Source organism: Ruminococcus sp. 5_1_39BFAA, from assembly GCF_964240875.1.
GTDB lineage: Bacteria > Bacillota > Clostridia > Lachnospirales > Lachnospiraceae > Blautia_A.
In genome coordinates this window covers 19657-40482 of record NZ_CAXSVO010000017.1, presented here as the reverse complement: position 1 = coordinate 40482, position 20826 = coordinate 19657, and the positions used below count along the sequence as shown (strand labels likewise).

Genomic DNA, 20826 nt, shown 5'->3' with positions numbered 1-20826 from the left:
TTCATATTCAGGTTTTTTCTCAGGTAACCTGTAAACCTTTTTTCTGTCCTGAATTATAGCAGGAAGGTTTCCTTGATATTTGTATTTTTTTGGCTTCTGAAAAGTATTTTTTTGACATATTTGCTCATATAAGTTACACTATTCAGAGAGAGTCTTCTTAATGTTGTACATTTATTACAATTTTAATTTGATTTTTTTATCAATTATGAACAATTCATTTTTTTTGCCCGGCGATCAAATAACCACGACTGGAGATGATGATTTTGACAGAGAAATATTCCCCAAATGACTTTTCGGTGCTAATGAGCAGACTTCGTCCTCTTACCCCACTGGAAACCCTGTTTCGTTCCCATTATCATATTTTGCACAGACAAAGCCTGCTGTCGCAGGAACAGCAGGAGCAGATCAGGCAGGAATATGACCGCACTATCGTAAGATTTCAGGAGGTTTTGCTGGATACAGAGGTATTTCACGGCAACGAATCTATTTCCGTAGTCAAACACCTCCGCTATCTGCCTCCTCACATGCACCGACATACATTTTTTGAATTCTTCTATATTTTGGAAGGCTCCTGCACCCATATCTCCGGCAACCGTAAATATTCCCTGCAAAAGGGAGATTTCTGTCTCTGGCAGCACGATATTCCCCATCAGATCATCGCAAATTCTGATGAATGTATCGGCATCAACATTCTAGTGCAGAAATCGGCATTTCAGTTATTTTTCTTTGGAAATATGACGGAATATAATCTTTTGAACCAGTATTTTGAGAAGATTTTATATGGAAAAGGCGATTCTCCGCTTTTGCTTTTCCACACGGGAGATGACCCGCTGATGTTTCAGTTGATCTGTTCCATTTATCTGGAATACGAAAGAAAGAAGCCTTACTGGCAAGGCGCCATTGTGGGCATGCTGAACTATGTTTTCGTTCATCTGCTGCGTCACCATCAGGAGCACGTTACCACCTCCCAGCACACGGAAAAAAGCGAACCGATTCTTGCAATCCTGATGTATATTCAGGAGCATTTTTCCTCAGTCACACTGGAATCTCTGGCAAAAGAATTCGGATATACCACAGCCTATCTTAGCCGCTATATCAAGGCAAAGACCGGCTCCACCTTTTCCCAGATCGTCACCCAGCAGAAAATGCTCCATGCGGCGCTTCTTCTCACCACCACACAGCGAAGCATCAGCCAGATCTCCGATGACATAAACTGCGCGGATGCCAGCCACTTTTCCCGACAGTTTTGTAAGATCTATGGTGTCTCTCCCAGCGCATACCGCAAAGAACACACGGACCACCAGCCGCTTTGACTGGTGGTCCATATCATATCCTTATTATTTATTAATGTATCCTTACCATCTCCGTAGGCATCTTGCTGAGCAGCTCGTATCCATCTTCTGTGATGATAAAGTTCTGCTCCAGAACCATGGAGCCTGCAGTCTTGCTGTCCAGATTCGGCTCAAGTGTCATGACCATACCTGCCTTCAGAGGCGTCTCTTCCCCTGCTTCCAGACACGGATACTCATGTACATTCAGACCAAGACTGTGGCCTACGCCAATGCGGATAATATCGGAAAAATATCCCTGATAGCTCGGGCCGCCGTCGATCAGGATCGCCGTGCCGTCCTCTGTTCCAAAAGGCATATTGCTGGGCGGACAATTCGGAAGGCCGTAGCGGTCCTTGTGTCCTCTTACATCCAGCTCCAGCATACTGTCACAGCCAAGTGCAAACGCCTCGGAAACCATGCTGTTATACAGCTCCCGCTCCGTTGTCACACCTGGGATCAGACGCTCATAAGCATGTTCAAACAGCTTTGTATTGATATTGTTTACCTTCCGAAGAAGATCCTGCTCGTACGGGCTCTTCACACCGCGCACTGCCCAGATTACATCACTTGCATCCACAAAATTCGCATGTGACATAGTAGATATGATCTGCTCATAATCCGCATGGATCATACGCACGCGACAACCCCGGCCCCATTCCATACCAATTTTTCCATTTTCCAGTCCAAGCTCCGTAAATGCCTGGCAGATTGCCTCCGGATAGCTGGTTGGCTGGCCCGGCTTTCTCACGCCTCCGTTAAAATAGGCGATATAACAATCCTCATCTACGCAGGCAGTCCTTACAGCCGTCGGATGATTGCTCTGGGAACCAGCCAGACGCATCGTTCCGTCTGCTGATACCACCAGCGTTCCCGGCATGGAAACGTTTGAATCCCACACAATACTGCGGTGACCGCAGAAATATCTCATATTGTCCGGTGCAGAAAGCAAAATACCATCCATTCCTCGTTTTTTCAGTTCCGCACACAGCTTGCTGATCCTCTGCTCGTATTCGGAAAGCGGCGCCTCCAGCAGCATACTCTTTCTCATAAGCTCTTCCTCCTGATTCCATCTAAAAAATATGTTTCAAACTTCTATCCGTTCAGGCTTAACCTCTGTTTTTCTTATCTACCTTAGCAGCAAGATATCCAAAAGCAAAGTAACACTCGTTTTTGTCTCCCATATCCAGGATCATGTCAATCATCTGATTGGATTTCTCCTGGTCTCCGTTATACCAGTAATAATTTGCAATGCCAAATCCCATTGTCACTACATCCAGGGCTTCCATTTTGGAGATGTCTGCCGGAATTACCTCTTCCGGCTTCAGGATTCCCTTGTACATCAGCAGACGGCGGAAATATGCCACATTGTCTCCCGGGTTAAAGTCCTCTTTGATGTTCTCAAGCAGAGCCTGCGCTTTTTCCCGGTTACCCAGACGAAGCTCTGTCATATAATACCAGTCGCAGACAGCAATCAGCTCATCCTCTGCCTTAGAAAGCTCCAGACATCTCTGGTAAGCCACCTCAGCCTTCGCGTAATCTCCCAGCAGGAAATTGGAAAGTCCCAGATGATACCACACATCCCAGTTCTCCGGAATCAGTCTGGAAGCGATCACAAAGTCTGCCCGTGCATCCTCAAATCGCCACTGGGAAAGAAATCTGTGTGCTCTGTGGCGGTATAAGATTCCATTGAACGGATCCAGAGAGATGGCATGGGCATAGCACTCTCCCGCCTCACGGTAAAGTGCGCTCTCTGCCAGCTTCAGACCTTTTTCCATCCAAAGCACCGCATTGTCAGGATCCGCTGCCATCTTCTTTTCGATTTCCTTTAATTCCTCGTCAGCCTGAAACTCTACGCGCTCCCAACTGGATACCTCATACTCCTGAATTAACTTACATTCCATTTTTATATTCCTCCTTGAATTGATCCCCGTAGTTTTCTACAGAGTCTCTGACTCATGAAACTGATGACATGCAACTGTATGTCCTTTTGCTGTCTCATGCAATACCGGAGCTTCCTTTCTGCAGCGTTCCGTAGCATAAGGACAGCGTGTATGAAAGCAGCACCCGGACGGGGGATTCAAAGGACTGGGAACATCTCCCGTCAGCTCCCCGTTCATACTCTTTACATCCGGATCTGCAATGGGAATCGCATCTAACAGAGCCTTTGTATAAGGATGGCAGGGATTGTCAAACAATTCCTTCTTATCCGCCAGCTCCACAATATGTCCCAGATACATTACCGCAACACGGTCGCACAAAAACTTTACTACGCTCAGATTGTGTGAAATAAAAATATAAGTCAGCTTATATTTGTTCTGCAACTCTTTCATCAGATTCAGGATCTGAGCCTGAATCGAAACATCAAGCGCAGAAACCGGCTCATCGCATACCACCAGCTCCGGCTGAAGGGCAATTGCCCTGGCAACACCGATACGCTGGCGCTGTCCCCCGGAAAACTCGTGAGGGAACCGTTCGTACTGGTCTTCCCGAAGTCCTACGTCCTTCATAAGCTGAACAGCCCGGTCCCGCCGTTCCTTCTTTGTTCCCACCTTATGTACGGAAAGCGGCTCCGCAATGCACGTTCCTGCCGTCATTCGGGGATCCAGTGAGGAAAAAGGATCCTGAAAGATCATCTGGATCTTCCGTGCCAGCTCTTTTCTGGAATAGCCGCTGATGTCCTTTCCGTCAAACAGGATCTTACCTTCCGTAGGCTCCAACAGACGGATGATCGCCTTTCCTGTAGTGGATTTTCCGCAGCCGCTCTCACCAACCACGCCAAACGTTTCTCCCTTTTTCACTGTAAAGCTCACGCCGTCCACCGCTTTAGACCAGGAGACGCTATTTCCCAGCCTGTTCTTTGACTTTACAGGATAATGTATTTTTAAGCCCTGTACCTCAAGCAGATTTTCACTCAAAATGCTTTCCCTCCTGTTCGTCATATTTCCAGCAGCGGACCTTTCTGCCGTCTGCAAGCTTCAGCAAAGGCGGCTGTTTTTCCCGGCAGACCCCTTTCGCTTCCTCGCACCGCGGACAGAACCGGCAGCCCTTTGGATAATCCTTGGGGCTTGGAACCATTCCCTTAATGCTGTACAGTGTATCCGTCTCCTCATTCAGTTTCGGAATGCTCTTCAGCAAACCTGCCGTATAAGGATGCAGCGGATCCTTATAGATACTGCGGGTCGGCACATATTCCACCACCTGCCCCGCATACATAACCATGGCATTCTGCGCAATCTGCGCCACTACCCCCAGGTCATGGGTAATAATAATGATGGATGTTCCCGTTTTTTCCTTCATCTCTCCCAAAAGCCGCATGATCTGTGCCTGGATCGTCACATCCAGCGCCGTAGTGGGCTCATCCGCGATCAGAATATTTGGCTGGCAGGCAAGTGCCATGGCAATCATGATCCTCTGACGCATACCGCCTGACAGCTCATGGGGATATTCGTCCACCACCTTTTCCGGGGACGGAATTCCCACCATCCGGATCATTTCAATCGTTTTTTCCCTTGCCTCTTTTTTCCCCAGCTTTTGATGGATCCGAAAGGAATCCATGATCTGCTGTCCTACCGTAAATACCGGATTCAGGCTGGTCATTGGTTCCTGGAATATCATGGAAATCTCGTTGCCCCGAATGGCACGCATTTCCTTTTTATTCATTTTCAACAGGTCCTGTCCCTTGTACAGGATCTCTCCGTCCACAATTTTTCCGGGAGGGCACTGCACCAGGCCCATGATCGACAGGCTGGTAACGGATTTTCCGCAGCCGGACTCTCCCACGATTGCCAGTGTTTCACCCGCTGATAACTCAAAATCAACGCCGTCAACCGAGGGCATCACACCGTCTTCCGTATAAAAATAGTTCTTCAGGTTGCGGACGCTCAATAATGCTTCTTCCTTCATAGTCCTCACCTCACACATTTTTCAGACGGGGATCCAGTGCATCCCGAAGCCCATCTCCAACTAAACTGAAACTCATAACTACCAGTGTAATAGCAGCACCCGGAATGATTGCCTGCATCGGATAAGACCGGAGCACATCCCTTGCCTGGCTCAGCATGGAACCCCACTCCGGATCTGGAGGGGTAACGCCCAATCCCAGGAATGACAGGGATGAAGCGATCAAAATAGCCGTTCCAAGCTGCAGCGTCACATTTACGATGATCTGCGAAACCGCGTTCGGTATGATATGGGTAAAAATAACCCGAACATTGCTCTCTCCCATTACCCGGCTTGCCGCAATATACTCATTTTCCCGCAGGGAAATTACCTCACTGCGCACCATGCGCGCCACGGTTGGTATGGAAAAGATTGAAATCGCGATCACTGTATTCTGCATACCGTTCCCCAATACGGCAACTACCGCGATTGCCAGTAATAGCCCCGGAAACGCCAGCAGAATATCCACAAAACGTGAGATCAGGGTATCCACAATTCCTCCGAAATATCCTGCAAATACACCCAGCATTACTCCCACAAAGGTGCCTAAAATCACTCCTTCAAAGCTGATCCAAAGGGAATTCCGTCCACCTACCAGTATGCGGATAAAAATATCACGACCAAGATTATCGGTGCCAAACCAATGCTCACTGCTTGGCTCCTGGTAGGCGCTGAGAATATTCTGTTCCAAAGGATCCGTGTGGATAAATATAGGTCCCAATACACACAATCCAATGATGACCAGCAAAACAACGGCAGCGACTACAGATACCTTACGCTTTAAAAAACGTCGAAATACAGTATGTTTCATCCTCTGCCCCCTTACTCAAATTTAATACGCGGATCTGCCACTGTATAAAGAATATCCACAATTGTATTTACCACAACAAAAGTAACAGCCAGTACCAGAATACACCCCTGGATCAGCGGGTAATCACGCTGTGATACCGCAGTTACTGTCAGACGACCGATACCGGCAATAGAAAACACCGTTTCTGTCAGTGTTGCCCCTGCCAGAAGAGAACCAAACCGCAGGCCGACAGAGGTCAGAACCGGAATAATGGCATTTTTCAGCGCATGTACGCAGGTAACGGTCAGCTCTCCCACACCTCTGGCACGGGAGGTTCTGATATAATCCTGCCCCAGGACATCCAGCATGGAGGAACGGGTAATTCTCGTTATGTAGCCAACCTCCTGCATTCCCAAAGTCATGATAGGCAGCACCATATGCTTCCACGTATCAAAACCGCTCACCGGCAAAAGCCCCAATTGAAGACAGAAAATCAACATCAGTATCATTGCCAGAAAAAAGGACGGCGTGGAAACAGATACCAGAGACAGCACCATCAAAAGATTATCTGTTATTTTTCCGTGTTTTACAGATGCCAGGATTCCGAAAGCAACTCCTACCACAGTAGAAAAAAGAGTGGCTCCCAAAGCCAGACGGAAAGTAGTCGGATAGCGGCGGGTGATCTCATACAGCACTTCCTTGTGCGTGGAGATCGAGGTGCCGAAATCCCCGTGCAGCAGATTATTCATCCAGATCAGATATTGCTCCCAAATCGGCTTATCCAGTCCCAGCCGCGCCGTCTCTGCCGCAATCGCATCTTTTCCGGCGCCCATACCCAGATTCATGGTAACCGGATCTCCCGGGATCAGGCGGACCATACAGAAGACCACGACCGACAGGATCAGCAGCATGGGAATCATCTGTAAAATGCGTTTCACAATATATTTAAGCATAAACAATTCCTCTATTAAAAAGTGTGCTCTGGCGCACACTCGCGCCGAAGCGCGGCTGCGCCAGCAACCATTTCTCTGTTGAAAAATTCCGAAGTGCTATAAGAATAAAAATATGTGGAGCAACTGTGCCGGATACCCGGCACAATGGCTCCAACATTTTACTTAATATTTCTTATTTGACACCGTGTTACTCGCGAACCTTGATCTTCTCGAATTCTACACGCTGGGTAGCGCTCATGGAGAAGTTTTCCACCTTATCGGTCATTACAAAGATGCTGCTTCGCAGATTGAAGTACACTGCAACCGGATCGTCCAGATATACGATCTGCTCTGCTTCCGCGTACATTTCACGACGTTTATCCTGATCCATTTCCACAATAGCGCCGTTCAAAAGCTCATCTACACGCTCATTGGAATACCAACCGTAATTGTTGGTGTTAAGTCCATCGGGGCTGGTTACAAATACACGGCGCAGACATCCGTCACAGTCCAGACCGCCCAGACCGCCAAAGCCCATGATGAACATATCCCATGGCATTTCCTCAGGAGTGATTCCGTTCACTGCTGCGGTAAAGGTTGCTCCGTCCACTGCCTCGATGGTTACATTGATGCCAACATCTGCCAGGTTTGCTTTGATACACTCTGCCAGCTCAACGCCCTTGTTGTATCCGTCATAGGTCATGACAGACAGCTCCATGCCATCCTCATATCCTGCTTCTGCAAGAAGCTCTTTTGCTTTCTCTACGTCATAAGGCTGTACGCCCATATCCGTATATCCAAAATACTGAGGTGCCAGCGGAGCATGTGTAGCAGTCTCACCGATGCTGCCGTACAGTGCCTGGCAGATCGTCTCACTGTCGATTGCGTTTACGATTGCCTGACGAACCTTTGTATCTGCACATACACGTCCTTCGGAGCAGTTGAACTGGAATCCGTGAAGACCGTAACCCGGCTTATTAAATACTACCAGACCTTCTGTCTCTTCCAGTCTCTGTACATCATCGACACCAGGACGGTCCATTACATCTACCTCACCGGTTTCAATGGCCATAGCACGGGAAGCTTCCTCAGGAATGATCTTGAAGATCAGATTTGGCGTACCAACTTCGCCTCTCCACCACTCTTCATTTTCTACAAGTACAACTTCCTCATCCATATCCCAGCTTACCAGCTTATATGGTCCTGTACCGTCGATCGTAGCCGGATCAAATCCGATGTCGCTTCCGTACTCTTCAAGGTAGTCTGCATTCATGATGTAGGTACATGCCTGTGTAAAGGTATCCTCCACAGCACCATACTCATATGCCAGTGTCATCTCCACCGTATAATCGTCCAGTGCTGTAACCGTATCGATGAATTCCACGTTCTGTGTATATCGTCCCGCATTTTCTTTGTCCAGCAGACGGTCAAAGGTGGCCACTACATCCGCAGAGGTCATCTCTTTTCCGGATGCTGCAAATTTTACGCCCTGGCGCAGATGGAAGGTCCAGGTCATGTAATCATCGCTGTGCTCCCAGCTTTCTGCCAATGCTCCCACAAACTCGCCTGTTTCCGCGTCAATTTCCAGAAGACCCTCATACAGCTCTCTCATGATTTTTTCATGGGATACGTTTTTCTGCGGATCCAGTGAATCGGAATCGCCGTACTCAGCGACAATAAGGGTATCCTTATATTCCGCTTCCTCAGCTCCTACTGTGACTCCCATGCAAGCAGCCAGAATACCCGCCACAGACATAACAGCAGCTTTTTTCCATAATCCGCTCAATTTGCTCTTTTTCATAATAATGTCCTCCGCAGTTATATACAGAAACTCCCGGGGCTTGTATATGCTACAGCACGGTCAAAAACATGACCTATCTGGAACATACGCACTTAGAATATGAGCTTCTCTTTGTCCTGGAGGGCAATATTGATGTGGCGATCCTGAACCATAAAATCAAAGCGGTTCCAAACGATCTTATTTTTATTGCCAACAATGTTCCCCACAGCTACGTTACCCAAAACAGCTCCGTGTCGTTGGTTCTTGCCTGCTCTCCCAGTGAGGTTCCCCGTTTTACTCAGCTTGTACAGACCCAGGGATCAACCTCCTGCTGTCTGAAAAGCGATGGTTCTTTATATCCCATCATACATTCTCTGACAGACACACGGGTATCCTCCCAAAATCTGTACACGGTCACAGGCTATATCAACATGCTGCTGTCCCATGTGAGCACTGCGCTTTCTCACCAGCCCCGTCAGGCACCTCGTGAGATAACCCCTTACAATTTGGTTTTGAATTATATAAGCGACCATTTTGAAGACACGACGGAAGAGTCCATTGCAAACGAACTCGGAATGTCTAAATATGCGCTTTCGCGCCTTTTTAATCAGAATATGGGATGCAATCTGCGCACCTATATCTCCTCGATCCGTATCAATACCGCCCACCGGATGCTGGTGCAGACGGATCTTCCAATAAATGAAATTGCATTAAGATGCGGCTATTCCTCACCGCGGAGCTTTAACCGTGATTTTCTTCGTTTTTCCGGTATACAGCCCCGGGAGTGCCGAAATATAGAACGACAGGAAAAGATGGTAAACTACCAGACTCCCATCGTAAATGAGATTTTGCTGAAGAAGTGGACATCTCCTGACTTTACAGATTATCCACCAGAAAATATTTTTTACCTTTCGCCCTCTGCTCCGCAGAATCCCGCTCCTTCGCGGCCGTCACGCAGGCTGCAGTCATAAAAAGCCATGTAGCCAGTCAGACTTAAGATAGCAGAACAGCAGCGTAATCGAGCTCAGGCTCCAGGTAAGGGGATAGACCCAGTTAACTACTGCGATATTCTGAAAAATCGGGGTAAATATAGTCAGAAATCCCACCCTGACCACACACCAGAATATCAGCATGACCACCATCGGCGTCACCGCCTGTCCTGCTCCCCTAAGGACTGCAGAAACACAATGTGAAAAGGCCAGCAGGCAGAAAAACAGGGTACAGGTTCTGGCCTTCTGTACGCCAAAACCAATTGCTTCCGGCTCGCTTGTAAAAGCCTTGATCAGCAGCGGTGCCCCCAGGAAAATAAGCGCACCGATAACCTCAGCCATCAACATGGAGCACAATATTCCGAAACGCGAACCTTTTTTCGCCCGTTCGTATTCCTTCGCCCCCAGATTCTGGCTTACAAAGGTAGTAATTGCCATGGTGAAACTGGTAACCGGCAAAAAACCAAAGCCTTCTACTTTGGAGTAAGCACCGCAGCCGGCTATGGCCATCTCTCCGAAGGTATTGATGTTAGACTGTACCACTACATTGGCCAGAGAAATAATTGAATTCTGCAAGCCGGAAGGAAGGCCGTAACGAATGATCATTTTCAGACTGCTCCGGTCAAACCTGATTTTGCGCAGTGATACCTGATAGTCCTCTTTTACCCTGGTCAGCCGCAGCAGACAGAGAAAGAAGCTGATAAAGTTCGATATCACCGTTGCCAACGCTGCGCCTCCCACTCCCATGTGGAATACGATAATCATTACCAGATCCAAAACCACGTTGAGCACAGACGAAATGATCAGGTACTCCAGAGGATGGCGGCTATCCCCCACTGCCTGCATAACACCCATACAACAGTTATACATGATCATTCCCAATACCCCGGCAAAATACACTTGTATGTAAATAACTGACTGCTTCAGCACTTCTTGCGGTGTATCCATCCACACCAAAATCCTGGGCGCTGCCAGCACGCCGAATACAGATACCGCCACTCCTGCGCTCAGGCCCAATGCCAGAGCAGTATGCACAGCTTTTTGTACATTTCTGGTATCCTTTGCCCCCCAAAAACGCGAAACAACAACTCCAGCCCCCATAGATATTCCATTGAACAGACTGACCAGCAAAAATACCAGACTTCCTGTAGAGCTGACTGCAGCCAAAGCAGTATTTCCCAGAAGATTACCCACAATCAGGGTATCCGCAATGTTGTAAAGCTGCTGAAACAGATTCCCCCAAAATAAAGGCATAGCAAACCGAAGGATTTTTCTTCCAATTGCCCCCTCAGTCATCCTTTCCTGTGTTCCCTCCATAATTGTGTATTATCTCCTTCTACACTTCATATTCCTAAAAAAGGGCAAAAAGATGGCACATGGCTTTTGTCCATGTGCCGTCTCTGTTTTTAAATTATTTAAGAGTAACCTTAGCGCCTTCAGCCTCAAGTTTTGTTTTGATGTCCTCAGCCTCAGCTTTGGAAGCTGCTTCTTTAACAACCTTCGGAGCACCGTCAACAACAGCTTTTGCTTCTTTCAGACCTAAGCCGGTAACTTCACGAACAACTTTGATAACTTTAACTTTGTTCGGGCCAACCTCTGTCAGCTCTACGTCGAACTCATCTTTCTCTTCTGCTGCTTCTGCAGGGCCTGCTGCTGCTACAACAACACCTGCTGCTGCAGATACGCCGAACTCTTCTTCACAAGCTTTTACTAAGTCATTTAACTCTAATACGGATAATTCTTTGATTGCCGCAATAAATTCTTCTGTTGTTAATTTTGCCATTTTAATTTCCCTCCATTTTTGATTTTTTAATTTAATTTGGATTTTTATTTTTCCGTTTAATTATTCTGCTGCTGGTGCCTCAGCCTCTGCTGCAGGTGCTTCTGCTGCTGCAGCAGCTCCGCCTGCCTCTGCGATCTGATTAAGCACACGAGCAAAGTTGGTGATCGGAGACTGGATGCTTCCAAGCAGTTTTCCAAGAAGTTCTTCTCTGGACGGAATCTGGGACAGAGCCTGGATTCCAGCCTGGTCATTGTAGTTTCCTTCCACGATACCAGCTACTAATTCAAGTGCCGGATACTGTTTTGCATATTTTGCCAGGATTCTTGCAGGAGCAGTTGCGTCTGTCGCGGAAATGGCCAGAGCGTTTGTTCCATGTAAGTGCTGATCAAGTTCTGCACATGCAGTACCTTCGAATGCACGACGCATCATAGTGTTTTTGTAAACCTTATAATTAACGCCGGATTCTCTTAATTCCTTACGTAAAATAGTATCCTGCTCAACAGTAAGACCGCTGTAGTTTACCAGAACTACTGACTGTGCGTCTTTGATGCTGTTCGCGATTTCTTCTACGATTGGTTGTTTCAGTTCTACTTTTGCCATGAAATGGTACACCTCCTTATAGATTTTGATATACCGCCGTCGCAATGAGTAAGTCAAAAAAAATACCTTACTGCATGACAGTAAGGCTATACGTAATCTCTCTCATAAAGTAAAGAATACTTAATCCTCGGTAGGCGTTTTCATCCTTATGCCTTACGGCACCTACTGTCTTCGGCAGCGTTCTTTGAAAGAATAGCATGTTTTGGAATTGATGTCAAGCATTTTTTCGCAGAAGTGTGGGATTTACCACCTGTCTCATTTCCGCTTCTCCCATAACCCTTGTCAAAAATCCCACATACTGCTCATATGTCACCTTTCCGTCCGGGGTCAGGATCTCAAAATCCGTATCATAGGCATGGACAAACAGCCCTGTCTCCTTTAATCCGCCCCGCAGGTAAAATGCCACTCTCCGCTGGCGCTCTGCGGCATTAGGTGCTGCCTCATCCCGCATCTCTACTTCAAAAATATATGTTTTCCCGGAGAATCGTTCCAGAAGCAGCTTCAACGCCTTACTTCCGTAACCGCCGCCCCGCACATCCGGCGAAATCGCAAAATAATCCAAAAGCGCTGTTTCCTTTTCCCCTTCAGGTGCTTTGCGGGATGGCTCAGTCATATTAATGGCAAGCCCTACAAATCGCTCCGCCCCTTCATCGTCCACAACAGCCAGGATTTCCAGCATTCCCCTTCTTGCAAGCTCCTCCAGCATTCCTACCGGCTTTTTTTCTTCCTCCGGAAACGCCTCCTGATACAGCTCATAAACCTTTTCCTTGTATTTTTTTCCATCTTTAAAAACATCATAAAGCTTCATTTTTTTACCTTTCTAATTCAGCATTTACATATTGTACACCTTTTTCCCGTTTCTGTATACCCTATCTTCCAATGCACAGATCTCCGCATTTCATTTCCCATCCCTCTTTGCTTGTTTCCCTAAAACAACTGTGCTAGAATGGCATTTGTAAAAAAGATTGATTTACAAAAGGGGCGATGAAATTGAATATAGAAGAAAAATGCCTTTCCTTTCTGGATACGGATTATTCCTACCGCCTTGCCAAAAGGATGGAGACAAATAAGACCAACCCGGTTCTGGGTTACCGGACTGCCGGCTCCGAGGCTGAGCGCGCTACCGGAGAGCTGCTTTTTGAAGAAATGCAGCGCATCGGACTTTCCCAGGTCACAAAGGATACCTTCCGTCTGGACGGCTGGGAATTTGAAAAAGCGGTTCTGAAATTTACTGCGCCGGACGGCCAGGAGCATATCTGTCAGATGGGCGGCTATCAGACTGATTTTTCCACTGATGGCTTCCAGCCCTATGAGCTGGTTTATCTGGGCAAGGGCACTGCTGCGGACTATGAAGGCGTGGATGTTCGTGGCAAGCTGGTCATGGTGGATATGAACCAGCGGGATGAGTGGTGGATCAGCTTTCCCGTATATCAGGCATATCTAAAAGGCGCTGCCGCTCTTATTGCCGTGCAGACACAGGGTTACGGAGAGATAGCAGATACCGCTCTAAATGCCCAGGACATTGCAGGGCCGGACTTTGCCCCGGCATTCTCCCTTTCCCAGGCTGATGCCGGGCTTCTGAAATCCATGATGACGAAACAGAACGTCACTGTCTGGCTGGACGCCAGCTCCAGGGTCATGCCGGATGTCACCTCCGCCAATATCACAGGCCGGATTCCGGGTACGGAAACAGATTCCATGATTCTGCTTTCCGCTCATTACGACTCCTATTTTGACGGCTTCCAGGATGACAACGCCGCAGTTGCCCTGATGCTGGGCATTGCACGCGCCCTGATAAAGGGAGGCTATCAGCCTGCCCATACCCTCGTTTTCTGTGCCATGGCAGCGGAGGAATGGGGTGTAATCGATTCCAAATATGACTGGTCCACCGGAGCCTACAACCAGGTTTTCCGCATTCATCCCGACTGGCAGGGCAAGGTGATCGCAAACCTGAATTTCGAGCTTCCTGCCCATGCCCACAATACCCGCGACGCAGTACGCTGCACCTACGAGTATGCTGATTTTATAAAAAAATTCGTGGATACCCTGGAAGTCCCGAGGGAAGCGTTTCCTGACGGCATGACGGTACTGTATCCTATTGAAACCTGGTCCGATGACTTTTCCATGGCAATCGCCGGAATTCCTTCCATGGTCAATGATTTCAGTGCAGGACCGTTTATGCAGAATTACTATCACTCCCAGTATGACAACCAGGAGCTGTACCAGGAGCCTGTCTACCGTTTCCATCATGAATGCTACTTAAAGCTGGTAATGACCATAGACAAACTGGTACTTCCGCCCTTTGATTTCGGGAAGATGCTTCGGGCTGCCGCTTCCTCGGTCAATGAGCCCATGTGTGCCTTGGCAGGACGCAGCAGCTCAGAGCTGGTCACGCTTTTAGACCAGGCTGCCGTTCTTTCCGATAAAGTTTACGAAAAAATCTGCCATGTGAATCAGGAATACCTGACCCTTGACACCCCGGAGTCCCGCATCGCTTTCCGTCAGGCACATGCCAGGGAAGGAGCTGCACTTTACCATATTTTCCGCAAAACACAGGATTATTTTGTGCGCCTGAACTGGCATGATGAGGTTATCTTCCCCGAAGAGGCGGCCCAGTGGAATCTCCAGGAACTGCAGTCCGCCCTGGATGCCCTGAACGCCGGAGATGTGCGCCGGGCGCTGGCAGCACTTTACAAGGTAGATAATAATATGTATGCCTTTCTGTTTGACGAGGAGGTATACTACCATTTTACGGAATATATTCTCCACCAGCCAAAGGAGCGGCTGATGTGGGGCTATGGACGCATCGTTCATCATGAAAACCTTTATGGCATTGTACAGAGATTAAAAAGCTGTCTGCAGTCACCGCCTGACTCGCTGGATGAGGAGATCAGACGCCTGGATGCGGCGCTTCGCAGGCAGAAATCCTGTCTGAAGGACGACATCCGTTATATGACCGAAGCGGCAGAACATACCATTCAATTGTTAAAGGAACTGGAGTTTTAAAAGAGGAGAAGACATTTTATGACAAGCGAGAAATTATACAGGGTTCAGAAGGAAGATTTGCCAAAGCTGCAGCAGCTTCTTACCATATGCTTTGCTGAGGACCCGTTATATCAAGCGCTGATACCGGACAAAGAAACAAGAGAGCGGCTTCAGCCAGAGCTGTTTTCCTGTGACCTGACAGAATTTTTTGAGACATGCGAGATTTATGCGGACAGTCCGGAGTTTAAGAGTCTGCTGGTGGTTTCCGATGAGTCAAAGCCCTACAGCCTGTTCCACCACTATGCGGTAAGGATCCGCGCCACCCTTTCCACAGAGGGATGGCTGATCAAGGAGGATCCCAGCCTTAAAACATTCTGGAACTTTATTTACGGAAAGGATTACCTGAATTCAAGCTGGACGGATCAGCTCCACCAGACAGAACGGCTTCATGTCATCTATCTTGCAGTGGATCCTGCACACCAGCACCACGGCCTTGCCGAGATGCTGATGAATGAAGTCATTCATTATGCCCAGGTGCACAAAATGCTGGTTTCCCTGGAAACCCATAATCCCAATAATGTTTCCTTTTATGAGCATTTAGGCTTCAAGGTCTACGGTGTTGTGGAAAAGCCCCACTTTAACCTGAAGCAATATTGCATGATCCGGGAGGCGCAGGCAGAGTAAACGCTTTCCCGGCGCCTACATCTGCTTCCGCACGATCTTGTACTCATCTCCCATCTGGAAATATGGGCACTGGCGGAAATCCCCCATGATGAAATGCGCCATTTCATCCTCATCGAGATTTACCTCGCAGGTGTAGCACTCATAATCCTCATCGTAGGAATAGTTGACACAATATTCGCAGTTTGAACCATTACTTTTTCCCATTTGTTTTCCCCCTGTCGGCTGTCTTGGGAAAAGCATACCATACATTCATGCGAATTTCCATTTTAGTTTGTACGGACAGGAGAAAATATGCGAAAATCATCAATGCCTTACCTTATAATATTACTTGCCGCCGCTGTCCTGGCTGTCTCCGGATGCGGAAAGCAAACCGGGAACAGCGCCCAGGAATCCGTCCTGACCCAAAACACCCAGACGGCGGCTGAACCGTTTTCCCAGACAAGCTTTAAGCTGGATACGGTTGTAACCGTAACCCTTTACGATTCCCAGGACCAGGATATCCTCACCCACTGTATTGATCTGTGCGATGAGTATGAAAAAATCTTCAGCAGGACAAAAGAGGACAGTGAGCTCTACCGTTTAAATCACCGTCTCCTTCCCACAATGAAGGGGACTGCTGATACCTATGAAATCTCCCAGCCCCTGTCTGAGCTTTTATCTGCGGCGCTTTCCTATTCCACGGAAACGGATGGAGCCTTTGATGCTGCCATTGCGCCTTTGTCCTCTTTATGGGACTTTCATGACGAGGAACCATCTGTACCTCCGGCAGACGATATCCAGGCTGCTGTAGAAAAATGCGGCTACGAAGGGGTAACCGTGCAGGGACAGACCGTGACGCTTCCCTCTCCGGATACGGAATTCGATCTTGGCGCCATCGCCAAGGGTTATATTGCGGACAGAATGAAAGAATATCTTCTTTCCCAGGGAATAAAAAGTGCAGTTATCAGCCTTGGTGGAAATGTACTTTGCGTTGGAGAAAAGCTCTCCGGCGACTCCTTTAAGATTGGAATCCAAAAGCCTTTTGCAGACCGTAATGAAACGATTGCCATTATGGAAATTAAGGATAAGTCCGTTGTTTCCTCGGGAATTTATGAACGATATTTTGAGCAGGGTGGAAAGCTCTACCATCATATCCTGAACCCCCGTACAGGCTATCCCTATGACAACGGCCTGGTCTCCGTCACCATCATCTGTGACAAATCTGTGGACGGAGATGCCTTAAGCACATCCTGCTTTGCACTTGGTCTGGAAAAAGGGCTTGAATATCTGCAGTCCCTTGATGATGTACAGGGAGTGTTTATCACCAGTGACTATGAGCTTCACTATACGGAGAATTTTTCGGAAAATATCCGTATGATTCCAACAGATACCGGCTATGCTTCCCTTCCCTCTGACTCAAAGAAATGAGCTTATTGTCTTTCTCCGGAAAAAGGTCTGAAACGCACTAAGGCGGAGAATCCTGCTTTGCAGTATCTCCGCCTATATTTTTGCCACACCTTTCTGCACATGCCGCTCAACTTCCCGGCAGCATATCAGGCCAGGAGAGGATCTCTCCCGCAATCACTTCTTCGTAATTGTCTTCAATGTCCTGGCTTCGCCCGGCATCGAAAACATTGGTTTCCACGCCCCAGGCGTGATCCTCATATTCCCAGATATGGAATTTCAGTCCCCGGAACATAAAATCAATACTTCCACAGCCATCGACCTCTGTGTAATCATACTTGATCTTTTTCTTCTTTAATGCTTCCTGTATAAGATTCAGCCTCATCCTCCATACCCCATTATCTTTCTTAACGACTAATCGTTATTTCCTGTGGGGAAATATGGTCTTAATGCCGATGCCACATTGCTGATCGGCATAGTCTGAAGCCATACATGTCCCGGTCCGGTGATCTCCGTATTGAAAACGCCTTCACCGCCGAACAGCATATTTTTGACGCCTGGTACAGTCACCACGTCCATATTGCAGGAACTGCTCATGGCTGCCAGATGCCCCGTATCAACTACAATTTTCTGTCCTGCTTTCAGGTCATATTCCACTACATGGCCATCAAACTCTGCAAACAGGGTTCCCTGTCCCGAAAACCGCTGCATAATAAAGCCCTCGCCTCCAAACAGACCTGAGCTGAATCTTTTGCTGAAATGAACGGAGCAGTCCACTCCTGATTCACTTGCAAGAAATGCACTCTTCTGCGCAATAATCTCATTGCCCGGCGTGATATCAAATGCCCGGATAGAGCCCGGAAAGCTGGATGCAAATGCGATCATTCCCTTTCCGCCTATGGCTGTGTAAAAATTCTGGAATATTTTTTCCCCGGAAAACATACGTCCGAACACTTTTCCGATTCCACCGTTTGAGCTGGTCTCCATCTTCATATTAGGCGACATCCAGGCCATTCCGCCGCCCTCCGTGATCATCCTCTCGCCGTCTTCCAGATAACAGATTACAACGGGAAGGGTTTCCCCCTTGATTTCGTACTTCATTTGGCACTCCTTCCTGCCCTTTTGGGCTGCACATCAACTCACAGGCAGCCAACCTGCGCTGTGTGGATTCCATTTACTGCCATTATACCAGCCGGCGGGGGAAATTTGTAGCATTTATTTTTCAGCTGTTTTTATTCCTCAAAAGAAATCTCCTTATGATAAAGCGCTCTCTCATCAAGAAGCTGCTTAAAGGTTTTCTCCTTCTTTTTCTCCTCATAATCATCGGAATAATAATAACCCTTCAATTCGTCCATGTATTCATCATAATCGCAGATATAGATATCGATCTTAGATATATCACGGTCCGAGATAGCCAGCGTATTCGCCATTCCACCGAATTTACCGTTGTCCATGATATTTCCGTCCGCGTCCAGAGCAACAGTAAAGTAATCTGCTCCCTGTCCGTCCTGAATGGTCACCTCAAAGGGTGTTTTTGTCACAGATACAAGGCCAAGGCCATTCTCATCTACATCATTGATCTCTTTGACGATCGTCTGGCTGTCGTCCCTGGTCACATCAAAGGTAAATTCCCATGGGCCATCCACCCACCAGTTTTCATACTGGTTTGGCTGCTCCAAAGCTTCCGGATAGCGCTCATCATAAGCATTCCACATTTTCTGGAAAAGCTCATGCTCGATTTCCTTCTGCTCCTCCGTAAAGCCTGCATAATCCTCATCCGTAAGCCCGAGTCCATTGTCCTTCATTGCCTGCTCGTATTCCGCCCGGATATCCTCCGGCATTTCCGGAAGCTGTGCATCCGGCTTATTTCCAATAATCTGAGGTATTGTAAAGTCTACGGTAAAGCTGTCCGGTATCTTGACACTGGATTCATAATCCTTCCAGTTCGGTCCGCCTGCTTCTGCAATCGTTTCATCGGTAATCTCGTCAATTCCCAGCAGATTCTTGATCTTTTCTTCCGCTTCCTCCGGTGAATTGTCGATTTCCTCCTCCGTAACGCCCAAGCCTTTCAGGAACTCATAGTATGCCTCATTAAATCCATCCGCATCTGAAGTATCCACGGTAAAAGAAAGGTCAAATCTAAGCACCCCTGCATAGGTATATTCATCTATCATTTTTCCGTCAAGGGAATCCTCCACACCGAAGAGATGCTGTTCATCGCCGTTATAGCTGAAATTCATAGTGCTTCTCAGCAGCCTGATGATCGGCGTGTTATCATCCCAGGTCATGGTTTCCGGGAATTTGTCCTCTGAGCGGATGATCATGCTCACATATAAGGCCGCATCATTGCAGTAAACCTCAGACAAGGTGACTGTCATGCCATCATGTGTCTGGGTATACAGCGCCTTTCCGTTATCACTGGACGATACCGCTGTGCCGCTGGCATCCACGCTTCCCGGCTCCTCCAGCGGTTTCGCATATTTACTGAAATCACCAGAAAATCCAAGGCTCTCGCCAAGCTCCTCGAGCACATGTCCCACCAGCGGTATCTGTGCTGCAAATGCCGGGTTTACAATGCAAACCCCGGAGAAAGCCGCTGCTGCCGCCGCCAGGCCGGCGCAGGACTTGAAAAAAGCACCTCTCTTATTCTTCTTTCTTGTTTTTGCCGCAACTGCATTGGCATATGCCTGCTTTTTCTCTGATTTCTGAGTCTCCTTCTCTGCCTGCATTTCTCTGATCTGTGCAAAAGCTGCTTTCTGCGCATTTTCAACCTTCTCCGGCAGAGGAAACTCTCTTTCCATGGTCTTTTTGATTTCTTTATCCAACTGTGTATTTTCTAATTCTGGAAATCTGATCTGTTTGTTCATCTGAAATTCCTCCTTTAATACTGGAAAATCCTATCTTGCTGCCTGATTCCTGCTTCACTTCTGTTTCCTGAAAATAAACGCCGCGGATCTGTGACCTTGCCCTTGCCAGCCTTGTCTTTACCGTGTTTTCGTTCAACTCCAAAAGCTCTGCGATCTCCGGGATCCGAAATCCCTGTACATAATACAGAACCAATATGACACGGTATTTCTCATCCACAAGATCCAGCATTTCCTTAAATTCAAATTCCGCAAGCGACTGGTCCTGTCTTGGCGTTTCCGGCAGCTCTCCCGGCATATTCACTCTCTGGTAATGCCGCAGGGTCTGATTACATTCATTGATCAGAATCCGTATCATCCAGGTTTTAAAATATTCCGGCTTCTGCAGGGTATGTATTTTTTCAAAACAGCTAAGAATTGTATCCTGTATAGCATCTGCTACATCATCGTCATTCCTTAATATTCCACGGGCTACCTTGTACATGGCAAGGGAATTCGCTTCCATCAGTTCTAAAAATGCGTCTGTGTCTCCGCGAACTGCCTTTTCTACAAGATTTTTCATTTATATAGCCCTCCTTTCTTTAAATAAGCCGCACGGCCTTTTCTCTCATTCGAATGATCATTTTTTGTTTCTTACACCTATTAGATGGAGCAGACTTAAAAAAGGTTTCATTAATTTTTATGTTAAACAATTTTTATTTCCAGCACAAGAAAAATATAAAAGCTTCCCCAAAAACAGCTTAAGCCAGACCGGGCTCAAACCGGG

Annotated in this window: 21 protein-coding genes and 1 other annotated feature; of the genes, 5 read left to right on the top strand and 16 right to left on the bottom strand. The window is 47.6% G+C overall.

Going from position 1 to position 20826, the window contains the following annotated elements; all coding sequences use genetic code 11:
* The first annotated feature begins 263 nt into the window (after positions 1-263).
* Positions 264-1313 (top strand): AraC family transcriptional regulator, encoded by a 1050-nt coding sequence (locus tag ACESZH_RS16070; protein WP_373217732.1) that lies wholly within the window; start codon positions 264-266, stop codon positions 1311-1313.
* 31 nt (positions 1314-1344) lie between these two features.
* On the opposite strand, the gene ACESZH_RS16065 is transcribed toward ACESZH_RS16070, so the two are convergent.
* The 7 genes from ACESZH_RS16065 to ACESZH_RS16035 all read right to left on the bottom strand — a co-directional run bounded on the left by ACESZH_RS16065 (position 1345) and on the right by ACESZH_RS16035 (position 8793).
* Positions 1345-2379, bottom strand: a complete 1035-nt coding sequence (locus tag ACESZH_RS16065; protein WP_373217734.1) for a M24 family metallopeptidase — start codon at positions 2377-2379, stop codon at positions 1345-1347.
* Positions 2380-2437: 58 nt separating this feature from the next.
* Positions 2438-3232, bottom strand: a complete 795-nt coding sequence (locus tag ACESZH_RS16060; RefSeq protein ID WP_373217735.1) for a tetratricopeptide repeat protein — start codon at positions 3230-3232, stop codon at positions 2438-2440.
* Between the two features lie 36 nt (positions 3233-3268).
* Positions 3269-4270 (bottom strand): ABC transporter ATP-binding protein, encoded by a 1002-nt coding sequence (locus ACESZH_RS16055; RefSeq protein WP_373217736.1) that lies wholly within the window; start codon positions 4268-4270, stop codon positions 3269-3271.
* A complete protein-coding gene (locus ACESZH_RS16050; protein WP_373217737.1) occupies positions 4239-5234 on the bottom strand; it encodes an ABC transporter ATP-binding protein in 996 nt (331 codons plus the stop codon). The genes ACESZH_RS16055 and ACESZH_RS16050 overlap by 32 nt, the downstream gene beginning before the upstream one ends.
* 10 nt (positions 5235-5244) lie before the next feature.
* A complete protein-coding gene (locus ACESZH_RS16045; protein ID WP_373217738.1) occupies positions 5245-6081 on the bottom strand; it encodes an ABC transporter permease in 837 nt (278 codons plus the stop codon).
* A gap of 11 nt (positions 6082-6092) precedes the next feature.
* Positions 6093-7013, bottom strand: a complete 921-nt coding sequence (locus ACESZH_RS16040) for an ABC transporter permease (protein ID WP_373217740.1) — start codon at positions 7011-7013, stop codon at positions 6093-6095.
* 187 nt (positions 7014-7200) lie between these two features.
* A complete protein-coding gene (locus ACESZH_RS16035) occupies positions 7201-8793 on the bottom strand; it encodes an ABC transporter substrate-binding protein (protein WP_373217741.1) in 1593 nt (530 codons plus the stop codon).
* Between the two features lie 68 nt (positions 8794-8861).
* On the opposite strand from ACESZH_RS16035, the gene ACESZH_RS16030 reads away from it, so the two are divergent.
* On the top strand, positions 8862-9743 hold the full coding sequence (locus ACESZH_RS16030) for a helix-turn-helix domain-containing protein (protein WP_373217742.1): 882 nt from the start codon (positions 8862-8864) through the stop codon (positions 9741-9743).
* Here the strand turns inward: ACESZH_RS16030 and ACESZH_RS16025 are convergent.
* From ACESZH_RS16025 to ACESZH_RS16010, 4 genes are all read right to left on the bottom strand, one after another.
* The gene (locus tag ACESZH_RS16025; protein WP_373217743.1) at positions 9738-11078 is read right to left on the bottom strand and encodes an MATE family efflux transporter; all 1341 of its coding nucleotides are present in this window, start codon (positions 11076-11078) and stop codon (positions 9738-9740) included. The genes ACESZH_RS16030 and ACESZH_RS16025 overlap by 6 nt on opposite strands.
* Before the next feature lie 94 nt (positions 11079-11172).
* On the bottom strand, positions 11173-11544 hold the full coding sequence (rplL, locus tag ACESZH_RS16020; RefSeq protein ID WP_373217744.1) for a 50S ribosomal protein L7/L12: 372 nt from the start codon (positions 11542-11544) through the stop codon (positions 11173-11175).
* A gap of 60 nt (positions 11545-11604) precedes the next feature.
* The gene (gene rplJ / locus ACESZH_RS16015; protein ID WP_373217745.1) at positions 11605-12144 is read right to left on the bottom strand and encodes a 50S ribosomal protein L10; all 540 of its coding nucleotides are present in this window, start codon (positions 12142-12144) and stop codon (positions 11605-11607) included.
* Between the two features lie 49 nt (positions 12145-12193).
* Positions 12194-12337, bottom strand: a sequence feature (ribosomal protein L10 leader region).
* 21 nt (positions 12338-12358) lie between these two features.
* Positions 12359-12952 (bottom strand): GNAT family N-acetyltransferase, encoded by a 594-nt coding sequence (locus tag ACESZH_RS16010; protein WP_373217746.1) that lies wholly within the window; start codon positions 12950-12952, stop codon positions 12359-12361.
* 182 nt (positions 12953-13134) lie between these two features.
* Between ACESZH_RS16010 and ACESZH_RS16005 the strand changes: the two genes are divergently transcribed.
* Together ACESZH_RS16005 and ACESZH_RS16000 are read left to right on the top strand one after the other, a co-directional pair.
* Entirely contained in the window at positions 13135-15150 is a 2016-nt protein-coding gene (locus ACESZH_RS16005; RefSeq protein ID WP_373217748.1) for a M28 family peptidase, read from the top strand.
* A gap of 18 nt (positions 15151-15168) precedes the next feature.
* Positions 15169-15813: a GNAT family N-acetyltransferase gene (locus ACESZH_RS16000; protein WP_373217749.1), complete on the top strand. Its 645-nt coding sequence runs from the start codon at positions 15169-15171 to the stop codon at positions 15811-15813.
* Positions 15814-15828: 15 nt separating this feature from the next.
* On the opposite strand, the gene ACESZH_RS15995 is transcribed toward ACESZH_RS16000, so the two are convergent.
* Complete coding sequence (locus ACESZH_RS15995; RefSeq protein ID WP_373217751.1) at positions 15829-16017, bottom strand: DUF6472 family protein; 189 nt, start codon at positions 16015-16017, stop codon at positions 15829-15831.
* Positions 16018-16104: 87 nt separating this feature from the next.
* Between ACESZH_RS15995 and ACESZH_RS15990 the strand changes: the two genes are divergently transcribed.
* Complete coding sequence (locus ACESZH_RS15990; RefSeq protein WP_373217752.1) at positions 16105-17220, top strand: FAD:protein FMN transferase; 1116 nt, start codon at positions 16105-16107, stop codon at positions 17218-17220.
* Positions 17221-17326: 106 nt separating this feature from the next.
* Here ACESZH_RS15990 and ACESZH_RS15985 read toward each other — a convergent pair whose 3' ends face one another.
* The 4 genes from ACESZH_RS15985 to ACESZH_RS15970 form a co-directional block, all read right to left on the bottom strand.
* The gene (locus ACESZH_RS15985) at positions 17327-17581 is read right to left on the bottom strand and encodes a kinase (RefSeq protein ID WP_373217753.1); all 255 of its coding nucleotides are present in this window, start codon (positions 17579-17581) and stop codon (positions 17327-17329) included.
* A 29-nt stretch (positions 17582-17610) separates the two neighbouring features.
* Positions 17611-18297: a TIGR00266 family protein gene (locus ACESZH_RS15980; protein ID WP_373217754.1), complete on the bottom strand. Its 687-nt coding sequence runs from the start codon at positions 18295-18297 to the stop codon at positions 17611-17613.
* Between the two features lie 131 nt (positions 18298-18428).
* Positions 18429-20063, bottom strand: a complete 1635-nt coding sequence (locus ACESZH_RS15975) for a DUF4179 domain-containing protein (protein ID WP_373217756.1) — start codon at positions 20061-20063, stop codon at positions 18429-18431.
* Positions 20014-20622: an RNA polymerase sigma factor gene (locus ACESZH_RS15970; RefSeq protein ID WP_373217757.1), complete on the bottom strand. Its 609-nt coding sequence runs from the start codon at positions 20620-20622 to the stop codon at positions 20014-20016. The genes ACESZH_RS15975 and ACESZH_RS15970 overlap by 50 nt, the downstream gene beginning before the upstream one ends.
* Positions 20623-20826 lie beyond the last annotated feature (204 nt).